This is a genomic window from Streptomyces sp. NPDC025784 (assembly GCF_055558435.1).
Window position 1 is genome coordinate 259,564 of sequence record NZ_JBVHMN010000011.1, and the last position, 13,305, is coordinate 272,868.

Sequence of the window (13,305 nt, forward strand, 5' to 3'; positions counted from 1 at the left end):
CGCGGTCGCCGGGACCGGCACCCCGCCCCCTGCCGAGGTCAGGGCAGCCCCCACCCGTACGCCTCCCTGGCGCCCCCCGGGGAATTCGGACGGCCGGTGACTTTGCCCGTTCTTTACAACCTGCCCCGGTGCCGCCTCGTCTCTCCGCTCGATCCGTGATCCCGTCCGGCACCGGCCGGGCGGACCGACGAGAGAGAGCGATCCCATGCGCCGAACTGTCCTCAGCGCCGCGGCACTCGCGTGCACCGCCGTACTGGCGGGCACCGTGCCCGCGTTCGCCGACGGTGCGTCCCCGAGCCCGAGCGCCGCCCCCACCCGGGCGAGCAGCGAGCCGTCCCCGGTGCCCAGCGCCCAGCCCACCCGCGCGCCCAGCCCGGTGCCCACGCGCGCGTCGAGCCCGGCGCCCACCCGCGCACCGTCCCCGGGCCAGGTCTCCGTCAGGCCGTCGGGTGCGCCCGACACCGGCGTGACGGCTGCCGAGACCCCGGGATCCGGTTCCGGGAGCGGACTGATCGGCGGAGCCGCCGCCGCGGCGCTCGTCGCGGGCGGCGGGGCGGTCTTCGTCGTACGCCGCCGCCGGGCGACCGGGGCATGACCCCGCTCTCCAGGCGCGCCTTCGGTACGGCGACGGCGGCCGCGCTGCTCGCGGGCTGCGGCGGCCGACCGGCCCACGGGACGGCGGCCCCGCGGCGGACCCGGAGCACACCGGCGCCGTCGCGGGCCTCCTCCACGGCCCCGCACGCCCTCGCGCGTTCGGCCCCGGTCCGGCTGCGGATCCCGGCCATCGGGGTCGACACCCCGGTCATGCGACTCGGACTGGCGGCGGACGGCACCGTGCAGGTGCCCCCCGTCACCGCGCACGACCGGGCGGGCTGGTACCGGCACTCCCCGACACCCGGTCAGACCGGCCCGTCGGTCATCCTCGGCCACGTCACGGTCGGGGCCTACGGCGACGGGGTCTTCCGCCGTCTGGCACGGCTGCGCCGGGGCGACCGGATCGTGGCACGCCTGGAGAACGGCACGGCGGCGGAGTTCGCCGTCAGCGCCGTACGGACCGTCGCCAAGGCGGACTTCCCCGCGGACGACGTGTACGGGGACGTGGACCGCCCGGAGCTGCGCCTGATCACCTGCGGCGGTGCCCGGACCGGCGACGGGTACCTCGACAACGTCATCGTCTTCGCCGCGCTGAGCTCCACCACGCCCTGACCCGACGGCAACCGTGCCGGGCCGGCGGAACGTACGCCGCCCGCCCGGCATCCTCCCCCACGAGTGCCGTACGAGTGCCACCACGACCATGGAGAGCGTTGAAACGGTCCCGCGACAAGGCAGCGTCCGAACTGTTCGCCGCCCTCTACCCGCGCCTCGCCGGCTGGTGCCGCCGTCTCGTCGACGACGACGAGACCGCCCACGAGATCGCCTCGGAGGCGTTCACCCGGCTCTGGGCCCGCTGGTCGTCCGTCGAGGAGCCGCGCGGTTTCCTCTACGTCACCGCGGCCAACCTCGTCCGGGACCACTGGCGCAAGCTGGAGCGCGAACGCAGGGCCGTACGCCGTGCCACCACCGAGGCGGCCGTCCGCCCCCACACCGAACAGGCCGATCCGTCGGTGCGGCTGCTGGTGCAGTCGCTGCCCGAACGACTGCGCGTCCCGATCCTGCTGCACTACTACGCTGACATGCCGATCCGGGAGGTGTCCGAACTGACCGGGCGCAAGGAAGGAACCGTCAAGGCCGACCTCCACGCGGCCCGGGAACTGCTCCGTGTCCACCTGAGGAGAAGCCTTGACCACACGCTTTGACGACGGCTCGGAGCCCGGACCCGACGACCCACTCGCGGTCATCCTGCGGCCGCCCGCCGAATTCCTCGGACCGCCCGCCGGCCGTTACGAGGCGGTCCGGCGTGCCGCGGCCCGCCGCAGGCTGCTGCGTGCCGCGGCCGGTCTCGGCGTGTCCTGCGCCGTCGCCGCCCTCGTCGCGCTGCCCCTCCACCTGGCGGCGCCCTCGGCCCCCGCGCCCCCGGCGGTCCCCCTGGCGCCGCCGCCCGCCGACGGCCGCACGGTGCCGCCCGCCCCGTCGCCGACCCCCACTCCGTCCGCTTCGCCCGTTCCCTCGCGGCCCACCGGCTCGGTCACGTCCCGCCCCACCCGGAGCCGACAGACCGAGCAGTCCCGCACCCCGGACGGCCGGGTCGTGCCCACCCCCGACGCCTCGGCGACGCCGACCGTCGCGCCGTCGGCGGCCCGGAGCGGGGCGAGCACACCCGAGAGCGGCCCCCGGCGGTAGCCCCCGGTGGCAACCGGGCCGCGGTCAGGGCACGATGACCCGTCGGGCGGCGTGCGCGGCGATGCGTGTGGCGACGTACTCCGTACCGGCCACGAACCGCATCATCGGCCCGTACGTCGGGGCGGCGAGCGAGCCGGCGAAGTACAGGCCGGGGACGGAGGATTCGAAGCCCGTCTTCAGACGAGGTGCCTTCGACCCCGGGACGCACGCCAGGGCACCGCGCACCGTGGAGGAGAGGAAGGGCACCGCGTCCAGGTCGAGCCGGTAGCCCGTGGCCGCGAGCACATGGTCGACGGTGAGGGCCTCGGACGCACCGCGTGGCCCGGCGACCTCCAGGCGCACCCCGGTTCGGGCGGCCTCGGCCCGGGTGACACGGCACGAGGTGCGCACCCGGAGCACGCCCTCCACGCGGTCCCGCAGCCACCAGCCGCCCGACGGCCCGAGCGCCCGCCGGAACAGCAGCATCCGGGCCGCGGCGGGCAGCCGCCGCACCGCGCCGGGAGCCCTGCACACCGCGGCCAGGGTCCAGCCCGTGCCCAGCGGGGAGTAGGGCCGGGCCATCCGCCGCCACCGGGCGCGGGCCGAGCCCGGCGTACTGCCCCACAGGACGTGGTCCTCACGGACCAGCACCTGCACCTCGGCGCCGGCCTCGTGCAGCAGCGCGGCGCTCTCCAGCGCGGACTGGCCGCCGCCGATCACGGCGACGCGCCGGCCCGCGTACGGCGACAGGTCGGTGTGATGGCTCGTGTGCGACACGAGTGCCCCGCGCCCCGCTCCGTCGGGGCACAGGTGCATCAACTCCGCGGGAACATGGGCGAGTCCGTTCAGGCCGGTGGCCACGACGACGGCAGCGGCGGCGAGTTCCCGGCCGTCGTCCAGCCGGACCGCGAACCCGGAGTCCGTCGTGGCCCGGTCGACGTTCACGACCCTGGCGGGGTCCACCTCCCCCACGTGGTGCTTCTGGAACCACTGCCCGTAGCGCACGAAGACGTCGCACGGGATCGGCGTGAGTTCGGTCAGTTCCGGTTCGCCGTGTGCGCGGCGGAAGTCCGCCAGCCGGGCACCGGGTACCGGGGCGGACAGATCGACGGCGTCCGGTGTCGACTTCAGGAACATCCCGGTGGCCATGGCGTGCCGCCAACTGCCGAGAGTCTCGCCGAACACGAGCACCGGCACGCCGGTGGCCCGCAGGTGCGCCGCCACCGACAGTCCGTACGGACCGGCCCCGATCACGACGACCGGAGGCGGTCCACTCCCCACGAACGCCCGCTTCCGGGCAGGGCGTTGCTCAGGAAGCGACTGCGTCATGCATCCCCCCGCTGGTCCCCGCGCCGCCTTCCCCAAGGCGGCGCGACACGTCGGGATGGCGCGTCCGCAGAGCTCGCGTCGCGCCCGTCCCCCCTCCGTCGCTCAGTGTCGCCCGTATCCCGCCGTCGCACAGCGATATCGGCGCACGTTGCCCAAAACATGGTCGAACCGTGAACATGCGACACCTCACGGTTCCCCACCGCCCCATCGGTCACGGCGGACGCGTGCGCGGAGGACGCCGGGTGCCGCCGGCGAACCAGGCGCGTGCCGGGCGCCGGCGGCGGATCCGGAGCGCCTCGGGCCGACAGGGGGCCGGAGCCTGCGCCGGCCCCCTGAAGCGACGTCAGCCCTGGCCGAGCAGCCCGTTCATCTCGGTGATCTCGCCGTTCTGTGCCGTGATGATGTCGTCGGCCATCGACGTGGCAGGTCCTGACCTGCCTTTGGCCTTCTCGGTGCCGGCCATCTCGACGGCGCCGTTGTGGTGCTCGACCATCATGGTCAGGAACATGGTGTCGAACTCCTTGCCGGAGGCGGCCTTCAGTGAGGCCATGTCCTTCGTGGACATCATTCCGGACATGCCGGCGTGGCCGGAGTGGTTCATGCCGGGCATGGAGGCCGCGGAACCCGCGGCCGGCACCTTCGCGCCCCAGGACCTCAGCCAGCCGGTCATGGTCGCGATCTCCGGGTCCTGGGCCTTCTCGATACGTGCGGCGAGGTCCTTGACCTCGGCGGAGGAGGCCTGATGGGAGGCAAGCGCCGCCATCTCCACTGCCTGCCGGTGGTGCGGGATCATGCCCTGCGCGAAGGAGACGTCCTGCGCGTTGTGGGGGCCGCCGGACGGGTCGGCGGTCGCGGACGGGGAGGCCGCGGAGTGACCTGAGTGACCGCCGTCGCCGCAGGCGGTCAGGACGAGCGCGGCGGTCGCGGTGACCGCGACGAGAGCGGCGCGGCGTGCGCGGGTGGACTTGTCGGACATGCGTGAACTCCTGCGAAGGGAAGGTGACGTACTGATCCGGGCGTGCGTGAGCGCCGCGCCGGTGTCGGCGCGGTGCCGGGTGCCTCTAGATCCGCAGGAGTTGGAGTTCGGCGAGTGAGGGGGGCGCGCGTGCGCCGTCGGGCGCGTCGGCCGTGGACGGGCACGCGGCGTCGGCGCGGGCGGGGACGGCCGTCGGGTCGGGCGCGAGCGCGGGCAGCGCCGGTCCGCCACCGACGGCCCCCGACGCGCAGGTCGAGTCGGCGTGCCGGACGTGGCTTCCGCCGCAGTGGCCGTCGGGGCAGTCGTCGTGCGGGGTGGCGGTGGCCGCCATGGGCCGTGCGTGACGGTGCTCCGGGACGCCGCCGCCGGGGGCCAGGGCGTGCATGCCCAGCAGTCCGGCGAGCAGGCCGAGGACGAGCAGCGCCCGCCACCGCCGCACGGGCGGCCGGGGAGCGGGGGCCTGCTCGCGGCGCTTCATCGGGTTCATCCTAGGGCCTGTCGGAACGGCGCCCGGCGCGGCCCGGAGGGTGGCCCGGCGCCATGTCCGGCCTCGCCCGGAGGACGGCCCGGCGGGTGTCCGGTGCGGGCGCCCGGCGTGCCGGGTGATGTACTCGGGGCCGCGTCCGGTGCGGCGAGCGTGCGTGCGGGGCGTCGCCGGGCGGACGGGAGAGGCTGAACGGGCCGTGCGGGGCACGGGCCGGCCGGGGGCAGGGGAGCCGCCGTGGAGCGGGGACCGCGCCCCATAAGGCCGCCTTATGAGGTCATAGCCCGGACCCGACTACTGACTTAGGCTTGCCTTAGCTTAGGCTTCCCGTCGAGTCCGCCTGCCCCTGCTCGAAGGGAACCTGATCATGCCTCGCCCTCTGCGGGTAGCCATTGTCGGAGCCGGCCCGGCCGGGATCTACGCCGCCGACGCGCTGCTGAAATCCGCAGTGGCCGCCGAGCCCGGAGTGTCCATCGACCTCTTCGAGCGGATGCCGGCCCCGTTCGGTCTGATCCGTTACGGCGTCGCGCCCGACCACCCCCGCATCAAGGGCATCGTGACGGCCCTGCACCAGGTGCTCGACAAGCCGCAGATCAGGCTCTTCGGCAACGTCGACTACCCGCGGGACCTCAATCTGGACGACCTGCGCGCGTTCTACGACGCGGTGATCTTCTCCACGGGCGCCACCGCCGACCGCGCGCTCGACATACCCGGCATCGGCCTCGACGGCTCGTACGGCGCGGCGGACTTCGTCTCCTGGTACGACGGGCACCCGGACGTGCCGCGGACCTGGCCGCTCGACGCGCGCAAGGTCGCCGTCCTCGGCGTCGGCAACGTGGCGCTCGACGTGGCACGCGTGCTGGCGAAGACCGCGGACGAGCTGCTGCCGACCGAGATCCCGCCGAACGTCTACGAGGGACTCAAGGCCAACCAGGCCCTGGAGGTCCACGTCTTCGGCCGTCGCGGCCCCGCCCAGGCGAAGTTCAGTCCGATGGAGCTGCGGGAGCTCGACCACTCGCCGAACATCGAGGTCATCGTCGACCCCGAGGACATCGACTACGACGAGGGCTCCATAGCCACCCGGCGCGGCAACAAGCAGGCCGACATGGTCGCCAAGACCCTGGAGAACTGGGCCATCCGCGACACCGGGGACCGCCCGCACAAGCTCTTCCTGCACTTCTTCGAGTCGCCCTCGGAGATCCTCGGAGAGGACGGCAAGGTCGCCGGGCTGCGCACCGAGCGCACCGCTCTCGACGGCACCGGCAACGTGAAGGGCACCGGCGAGTTCAAGGACTGGGACGTCACCGCCGTCTACCGCGCCGTCGGTTACCTGTCCGACAGCCTGCCCAAGCTGCCCTGGGACGTCGACTCGGGCACGGTCCCCGACGAGGCCGGCCGCGTGATCGAGGACAGCGGGGAGCACCTCCGGTCGACGTACGTCACCGGCTGGATCCGGCGCGGCCCGGTGGGTCTGATCGGTCACACCAAGGGCGACGCCAACGAGACGGTCGCCAGCCTGCTGGACGACCACGTGAACGGCCGGCTGCACACCCCGGTGTCGCCGGAGCCGGAGGCCGTGGACGCGTTCCTCGCGGAGCGGGAGGTGCGCTTCACCACGTGGGACGGCTGGTACCGGCTCGACGCCGCGGAGAAGGCGCTGGGTGAGCCGCAGGGGCGCGACCGCGTGAAGATCGTCGAACGTGAGGACATGCTCAAGGCGAGCGGCGCCTAGGAGTTCGATGGAAGCGCGCGAGGCCCGGACCGTGACGGTCCGGGCCTCCGTCGTTCCCGGCGCGGCCGGTCCGTCGCTGGGCCAGGGGCGGTTTTGAACACGTTCAAGAAAGGGCGTACGCTGCTGCCATGAGCGACAGAGCCGCCCTCCTCAAGGGCATCCGCGCATGGCTGGTCTTCTTTGTCGTCTGCCTGGTGCTCAGCGGCGCCACGGCCTTCCCCCTGGTGCACGAACTGCGCTGGACGGATGGCCTGTTGAGGTCCCTGTCCGTGCCGGAGTACCTGCCCGCACTGACGGACTGGATCGATCGGGTGCGGCAGGGGCTGGACGCCGCCGACTCCGACTACCCGTTCCTCCTGTACGGCACGGACTGGCTGGCCTTCGCCCACCTGGTGATCGCGACCGCGTTCTGGGGGCCCTACCGTGACCCGGTCCGCAACATCTGGGTCGTCGAGTTCGGCATGATCGCCTGCGCCGGCATCGTCCCCCTCGCCCTGATCTGCGGACCGATCCGCGGAATTCCCTTCTGGTGGAGCGTGATCGACATGTCCTTCGGCGTCCTCGGAGTGATCCCGCTCCACATCGTCCGCAAGAGGATCAAGCGGCTGGAGGCGCTCACCGCGAACCCCGCTCCTTCGCCGGCCCCCGGTCCGCACGTCCCTCCGGCTCCGGCTGCCTGAGCGCGGTCATCGCGATCCGCTGGGCGACCGGGTTCATGGACGCGCCCTTCGCGTCGGTGGAGTTCACCGAGTGGACGAGGGCGCGCGACAGGTCCCGGTGGCCGCGACGGCCGTGCTGCAGCCTTATCGGGCACCCGACTTGAGCCAGTAGACCGTGCCGCCGTATTCGAAGCGCTGGAGCCCCGCGCTCATGTCGGCGCCGTCGATGCCCGCCGGCCTCCAGCTGCGGTCCGGCGCCCGCCCGAGGGTCGCCCCTGAGGGCCGTGCCGAGCCCTGCTCGCAAGACCCCTTCCTCCAGCGGCCGTTCGCGTCCGCCCTCGTGGCGGGCCCGTCCCTCGGAACCCCCGTGCCGTCACTCCCCGGTCCCCTCGGCCCGCTCCTGCGCGGCCATCACCTCGTCGCCGTGGACGTGGGCCCACGCCCCGAACGCCTCGATCGGGTCGAGCAACGTCCGGCCCAGCGGCGTGAGGCGGTACTCCACCCTGGGCGGTGACCCGCCGTACGCACACCGGGTCACCAGGCCGTTGAACTCCAGCCTGCGCAGCGTCTGCGTCAGCACCTTCGCGCTGATCCCGCCGATCGCGGCGCGCAGTTCCCCCGGGCGCCGCGGCCCGTGCCGCAGAGCCCACAGCACCACGGAATTCCAGGTGTTGCCCAGCAGGTCGAAGGCGAGCCGGGCCCGGCAGTCGGCGAGGAACGCGTCGGTGGTCACGTACCGAATGGTGCCCGAGCGGCTTCCTACTGTCGTCCCCGAACCACGGATCCGGGGACCGCGCGGATGCCGGGACGGCGACGACCGCGCACGGATGCGGTGGTGCGACGACGGAAGGGGCACGAGGCGGATGAGGATCGGGACGCTCGGCGCGGGGAACATGGCGGACGCGCTCGCCACGCAGTGGGCGCGCGCCGGGCACGACGTGTGCGTGGGCGCGCGTGACCCGGGCCGGGCGGCCCGGCTGGCCCGGCGGATCGGCGGGCGCGCCGGAGATCTGCGCGAGGCGGCCGAGTTCGGTACCGACGCGGTGCTGCTCGCGCTGCCGTACGCGGCCGTCGGCGAGGTCGTCGCGGGTCTCGAAGAGCCGCTGCGCGGCAGGGTGCTGATCGACTGCGTCAATCCGGTGGGACCGGGATTCGTCCTGCGGACCGCGGGCGGACCGTCGGCCGCGGAACGCGTCGCCGCCGCCGCGCCCGGCGCCCGCGTGGTCAAGGCGTTCAACCTCTGCCACGAAGACGTCTGGCGGCTGTCACCGCCGGTGTTCTCCGGGCGCCCGCTCGCGGTTCCGCTGTGCGGCGACGACGCGCAGGCGCTCGACGTCGTCCGCCGGCTCGTGCGGGACCTGGGGTGTGAGCCGCTGGACGCGGGCGGAACGGTCAGGGCCGGTCTGCTGGAGGCGACGGCTGCCCTGCTGATCGGACTGTGGGTGGGGGAGGGGGCGGACGCCCAGGCCATCGCCCCGCCCAGGGAGTTCGCGGGCGAGCGCTGACGCCGGGGCCCGCCGGTACGACAGCCGACGGACCGTGCAGGGGGATTCGGTCAGGGTCCGAGAGACGGCTCCGGCCTCGTGTCGTGCGGCGCGTGTGATGGTGTGGGTCACGGTCTGCGGGGCGGTTTCGGCCGTGTTCCGTGCGGCGCGTGTGACGGCTGCGGCCCCGTTCCGCGCGGGCCAGGCGAAGCCCGCGACCGCGCTCCGCGCGCCCCGCGCGGAGCGCGCCCGTGAACTCCGTTGGCGGGGCGGCCTGTCGTCGCGCGGTGGCCGCGCGGGCCCCGGCCGACTCAGTCCCTGCGCAGGGAGCAGAGCGCGTCGATGCGGTTCGTCGTGATGGAGTCGACCCCCAGGTCGAGCAGACGCCGCATGGAGCGGCGGGTGTCCGGCGTCCACACGGAGAGCAGGTGGCCGCCGCGGTGCACGCGGGCGGTGAGCTCCCGGGTCACCAGCCCGAAACGGTAGTTGAGCCAGCGCGGACGAATGGCGGCGAGGAGGCCGGGCCGCGGCGGCGCGAGCGTCGTCCAGGTCAGCGCGATCTCCGCGCCGGAATCGGCGGCCCGCACCGCGAGCATCGCCTCGGCGCCCGCGCAGTAGTACACCCGTTCCTCCGCGCCGCACGCCCGGACCACGTCGACAATCGTGCGGGCCGCCCGCACGTCGACCGGGCCGGGCAGATCGACCATGATCCGGCTGTCCCCGGTCGCGGCCAGGGCGTCGGCGAACGTCGGCACGCCGCCCCCGGTGAGCCCGCGCACCTCGTCCGAGGAGAGCGAGCGCAGCGGCCGGTCCTGCTCCCACAGCCGCTTCAGCGTCGCGTCGTGCAGCAGGACGGGTACGTCGTCGCGGGTCAGTCGTACGTCGATCTCGACCGCGTCCGCGCCCAGTCGGAGCGCGGAACGCAGGGAGTCGAGCGTGTTCTCACGGACGCGGTAGGGGGCGCCGCGATGGGCCACGGCAGTCACGGTGCGCATGGGCCCATTGTGTCGGGTCAGGGAGTGAGCCAGGTCGAGGCGTAGGTGTCGATCTCGGCTGCGAGGCGCGACTTGCCGTCCGCGTCCAGGAACGAGGCCTCGACGGCGTTCTTGGCGAGGGCGGCGAGACCCTGCTCGTCGAGGGCGAGGAGACGGGCGGCGACCGCGTACTCGTTGTTGAGGTCGGTGCCGAACATCGGCGGGTCGTCGGAGTTGATGGTGACGGGCACCCCGGCCTCCACGAACTCCCTGAGCGGGTGCTCGTCGAGCGTGCGCACCGCGCGGGTGGCGATGTTGGAGGTCGGGCAGACCTCCAGCGCGATGCGGTGCTCGGCGAGGTGGGCGAGCAGCTTCGGGTCCCCGGCGGAGCTCGTGCCGTGCCCGATGCGCTCCGCGCGCAGGTCGTTCAGCGCGTCCCAGACCGTCTCGGGACCGGTCGTCTCGCCGGCGTGCGGCACGGAACGCAGTCCGGCGGCGATGGCCCGGTCGAAGTACGGCTTGAACTGCGGCCGCGGCACTCCGATCTCGGGGCCGCCGAGTCCGAAGGAGACCAGTCCCTCCGGGCGCAGCCGGTCGTCGGTGGCCAGCCGCACCGTCTCCTCCGCGGCCTCCAGCCCGGCCTCGCCCGGGATGTCGAAGCACCAGCGCAGGACGACACCGAGCTCGGCCTCGGCCGCCTTGCGGGCGTCCTCGATCGCGTCCATGAAGGCCCGCTCGTCTATGCCGCGGCGTGTGGAGGACCACGGAGTGATCGTCAGCTCGGCGTAGCGGACCTGCTGCCGGGCCATGTCCCGCGCGACCTCGTACGTCAGCAGCCGCACGTCCTCAGGGGTGCGGATCAGGTCGACGACGGACAGGTACACCTGGATGAAGTGGGCGAAGTCCGTGAACGTGAAGTAGTCCGCGAGGGCCTCGGGGTCGGTCGGCACCTGCGAGTCGGGGTGCCGGGCGGCCAGGGCGGAGACGATGCGCGGGGAGGCGGAGCCGACGTGGTGCACGTGCAGTTCGGCCTTGGGCAGTCCGGCGATGAAGGCGTGCAGATCGCGGGCGCCGTCGCGTGCGATGTGGTGGTCGGTCAAGGTTCCTCCCCGGAACGGCGTCCCCGGACCGTGGTCGGCGGGACGCGGGTGATCGGCTGATCGGTGACTCGGGGATCATCGTAGGCGGACGCCCGAGCGGCCCGGCCCCGGTCCCGGGCCTTAGCATGACGGAACGTACGACTGAGGGGATTCGCGCATGCCCGACGATGCCCGGACGCCGGAAGCGCCCCGCGACGCCGCCGCCTGGGCCTCACCGGGCGGCCCGTCCCCGGACAGCGCGCCGCCCACGTCGGAACGGGCCTCCGCGGCGGGCAAAGCCGCTGAGTCGGGAGAATCCCCTATATCGGGACAAGGTCGGCCGTCGGCGCCGGAGGAGACGGGCGCGCCGGAACAGGCCCCCACGTCGGATCGGCCCCCTGCGTCGGGCCAGGCCTACGAGCCGGGGCACGACGACACAGCCGGCCAGGCCCCTCAGCCGGGACGGCACGCCACCTCGGACTGGCCCGCCGCACTTGGGGAGCGGCCTGCGTCAGGGGGGACGCGCAGGTCGTTTCAGGCTCCCGAGCCGGGACAGGGCTACACCTCGGACCGGCCCGCCGCACTTGGGGAGCGGCCTGCGTCAGGGGGGACGCGCAGGTCGTTTCAGGCTCCCGAGCCGGGACAGGGCTACACCGCGGACCGGCCCGCCGCGCCGGGCGAGAACCCCGCGCCGGTCGAGCCCCGAGGGTGGGAGCCGGGCCCCGTGCCGGAGCGTGCGGGAGCGGACCCGGTGTCGCTCGGCAAGCCGGACCGGACCCCGCCGCAGGCGTTCGATCCGTGGGCTCCGCCCGCGGAGCCCACGGACACGGTGCCCTCCGGGTGGGGCTCCGCGCCGGGGCCGCACCCCGTGCACGACGGGCCCACGGTCACCTCCGTCCCCGGCACGCCGGGGCCCGGGACGCCCGGCGCCTGGAACAACCCCTTCGCCCCGCCGCCGCATTCGGCCTTTCCGGGCGGCCCGGTGCCGGGCGCCCCGGGCAACCCCTTCGCGCCCCCCGCGGCCCACACTCCGTACCCGCAGCCCGCTCCGGGAGAGCCGGTACCGCCGCCTCCGACAGCCCCCGACGGCCCCGGCCGGTTCCCCTACGACCACGCGCACTACGCTCCCGCCCCGCCGCAGGGCCCCTACCAGGGTTTCCCCGGCTACGGATGGCCGGGGACACCCGTGCCGAGCAACGGCATGGGCACCGCCGGTCTGGTGCTCGGCATCATCGCGGCGGCCGTCTTCTGTCTGTGGCCGCTCGCCATCGTCCTCGGCGTCCTCGGGGTGATCTTCGGGGCGATCGGGCGGCGCAAGGCGCGCCGGGGCGAGGCCACGAACCCGGGGCAGGCCCTGGCCGGGATCATCTGCGGAGCCGTCGGCATCGCTCTGGGGATCGCGATGCTCGTCTTCCTCGTCGTGACCCCCGACGACGAAGGCGACGGCGGCCCGGGCGGCGACGGCGGCTTCTCCACCTCGCTCGTGACCGAGCGGTCCCGGTAGGACACCGCACGGAGACCGCCGCGTCGCGGCGGTCCTTGTGGACGGCGAGGGTTCGACCGTGTCGGGTGCGCCGCGGGACGGCGCGCTAGCGGAGCCGGTCCCGGGCCTCCATGAGCGCGAACCCGAGCAGATTCGGTCCCCGCCACCGGGCGGGATCGGCCGCCCGCTCGTCGTCCGCCGCCAGTCCGATGCCCCACACCCGGTCGAGCGGGCTCGCCTCGACGAGCACCCGCTCGCCGGTGCCCAGCAGGAACTCGCGCAGATCGGCGTGGGCCCGGAACTTGTGGACGCTGCCCTCCACCACGATCCCGAACCGCTCGCGCTCCCATATGACGTCGTCGAAGCCGCGCACCAGCCGTCCGGCCTTCTTGGCGAGCGCCGGGTTCGCGGCGTCCACCGCCAGGCGCTCCGCCTCCGCGTCGCCGAACAGCCGTGCCTTAGAGGCCATCATCCAGTGCTCCGCCGTCGCGTATTCGACGCCTTCGACCACGAACGGCGACGGCCACCACTGGCTGAGACAGCTCGCGCCCACGCCGCCGTCCGGTCGCGGACGGTGACCCCAGAAGTGCAGGTACTTGACCCTGGCCCCCGATTCGACCTCGCTGACCAGCGCTTCCCAAGAATCGATCTTCCCCATGCACGCCACTGTGGCACGCACCACTGACATTCCGTCCCGCCTTTACCAATCGGACTCGACACCTGGTCGACAGATTCCGTCGCGTAACCAAAAGGCAACAACGGAATCACTTGTTGGCGTCCCTTGGCTCTGTCAGGATCGGCACTCAAATCGAGCTGGAGCTACGCCGACCCCTCGCGGAGACGGGG

14 protein-coding genes and 1 pseudogene are annotated in these 13,305 nt (G+C 73.8%); 8 read left to right on the forward strand and 7 right to left on the reverse strand.

Annotation, left to right across the window (positions count from 1 at the left end):
• The first annotated feature begins 205 nt into the window (after positions 1 to 205).
• From ACZ4IF_RS25325 to ACZ4IF_RS25340, 4 genes are all read left to right on the forward strand, one after another.
• Positions 206 to 595 (forward strand): sortase-dependent protein, encoded by a 390-nt coding sequence (locus tag ACZ4IF_RS25325; protein WP_467566505.1) that lies wholly within the window; start codon positions 206 to 208, stop codon positions 593 to 595.
• Positions 592 to 1,206, forward strand: coding sequence for a class F sortase (locus ACZ4IF_RS25330; protein WP_467566508.1), 615 nt, complete (start codon positions 592 to 594; stop codon positions 1,204 to 1,206). Before ACZ4IF_RS25325 ends, ACZ4IF_RS25330 begins: the two co-directional genes overlap by 4 nt.
• Positions 1,207 to 1,304: 98 nt before the next feature.
• Complete coding sequence (locus ACZ4IF_RS25335) at positions 1,305 to 1,796, forward strand: RNA polymerase sigma factor (RefSeq protein WP_467566511.1); 492 nt, start codon at positions 1,305 to 1,307, stop codon at positions 1,794 to 1,796.
• Entirely contained in the window at positions 1,780 to 2,280 is a 501-nt protein-coding gene (locus ACZ4IF_RS25340; RefSeq protein ID WP_467566514.1) for a hypothetical protein, read from the forward strand. Before ACZ4IF_RS25335 ends, ACZ4IF_RS25340 begins: the two co-directional genes overlap by 17 nt.
• Positions 2,281 to 2,304: 24 nt before the next feature.
• On the opposite strand, the gene ACZ4IF_RS25345 is transcribed toward ACZ4IF_RS25340, so the two are convergent.
• The 3 genes from ACZ4IF_RS25345 to ACZ4IF_RS25355 all read right to left on the reverse strand — a co-directional run bounded on the left by ACZ4IF_RS25345 (position 2,305) and on the right by ACZ4IF_RS25355 (position 5,042).
• The gene (locus ACZ4IF_RS25345; RefSeq protein ID WP_467566517.1) at positions 2,305 to 3,588 is read right to left on the reverse strand and encodes an FAD-dependent oxidoreductase; all 1,284 of its coding nucleotides are present in this window, start codon (positions 3,586 to 3,588) and stop codon (positions 2,305 to 2,307) included.
• Between the two features lie 343 nt (positions 3,589 to 3,931).
• On the reverse strand, positions 3,932 to 4,564 hold the full coding sequence (locus tag ACZ4IF_RS25350; RefSeq protein ID WP_467566519.1) for a DUF305 domain-containing protein: 633 nt from the start codon (positions 4,562 to 4,564) through the stop codon (positions 3,932 to 3,934).
• 85 nt (positions 4,565 to 4,649) lie between these two features.
• Entirely contained in the window at positions 4,650 to 5,042 is a 393-nt protein-coding gene (locus tag ACZ4IF_RS25355) for a DUF6153 family protein (RefSeq protein ID WP_467566522.1), read from the reverse strand.
• Positions 5,043 to 5,415: 373 nt separating this feature from the next.
• Here ACZ4IF_RS25355 and ACZ4IF_RS25360 point away from each other — a divergent pair, with 373 nt between their 5' ends.
• The gene (locus tag ACZ4IF_RS25360) at positions 5,416 to 6,780 is read left to right on the forward strand and encodes an FAD-dependent oxidoreductase (RefSeq protein ID WP_467566525.1); all 1,365 of its coding nucleotides are present in this window, start codon (positions 5,416 to 5,418) and stop codon (positions 6,778 to 6,780) included.
• Positions 6,781 to 6,908: 128 nt separating this feature from the next.
• Entirely contained in the window at positions 6,909 to 7,460 is a 552-nt protein-coding gene (locus tag ACZ4IF_RS25365; protein WP_467566528.1) for a hypothetical protein, read from the forward strand.
• A gap of 352 nt (positions 7,461 to 7,812) precedes the next feature.
• Here ACZ4IF_RS25365 and ACZ4IF_RS25370 read toward each other — a convergent pair whose 3' ends face one another.
• Positions 7,813 to 8,172, reverse strand: coding sequence for a winged helix-turn-helix transcriptional regulator (locus tag ACZ4IF_RS25370; protein ID WP_467566532.1), 360 nt, complete (start codon positions 8,170 to 8,172; stop codon positions 7,813 to 7,815).
• Between the two features lie 130 nt (positions 8,173 to 8,302).
• On the opposite strand from ACZ4IF_RS25370, the gene ACZ4IF_RS25375 reads away from it, so the two are divergent.
• Positions 8,303 to 8,944, forward strand: a complete 642-nt coding sequence (locus ACZ4IF_RS25375; protein WP_467566534.1) for an NADPH-dependent F420 reductase — start codon at positions 8,303 to 8,305, stop codon at positions 8,942 to 8,944.
• Positions 8,945 to 9,234: 290 nt separating this feature from the next.
• Here the strand turns inward: ACZ4IF_RS25375 and ACZ4IF_RS25380 are convergent, their stop codons facing one another.
• Positions 9,235 to 9,918, reverse strand: coding sequence for a glycerophosphodiester phosphodiesterase (locus ACZ4IF_RS25380; protein ID WP_467566537.1), 684 nt, complete (start codon positions 9,916 to 9,918; stop codon positions 9,235 to 9,237).
• A 17-nt stretch (positions 9,919 to 9,935) separates the two neighbouring features.
• Positions 9,936 to 11,050: pseudogene (locus tag ACZ4IF_RS25385) on the reverse strand (adenosine deaminase).
• A gap of 650 nt (positions 11,051 to 11,700) precedes the next feature.
• On the opposite strand from ACZ4IF_RS25385, the gene ACZ4IF_RS25390 reads away from it, so the two are divergent.
• Positions 11,701 to 12,480: a DUF4190 domain-containing protein gene (locus ACZ4IF_RS25390; RefSeq protein ID WP_467566540.1), complete on the forward strand. Its 780-nt coding sequence runs from the start codon at positions 11,701 to 11,703 to the stop codon at positions 12,478 to 12,480.
• Between the two features lie 85 nt (positions 12,481 to 12,565).
• On the opposite strand, the gene ACZ4IF_RS25395 is transcribed toward ACZ4IF_RS25390, so the two are convergent.
• A complete protein-coding gene (locus tag ACZ4IF_RS25395; RefSeq protein ID WP_467566543.1) occupies positions 12,566 to 13,147 on the reverse strand; it encodes an NADAR family protein in 582 nt (193 codons plus the stop codon).
• Positions 13,148 to 13,305 lie beyond the last annotated feature (158 nt).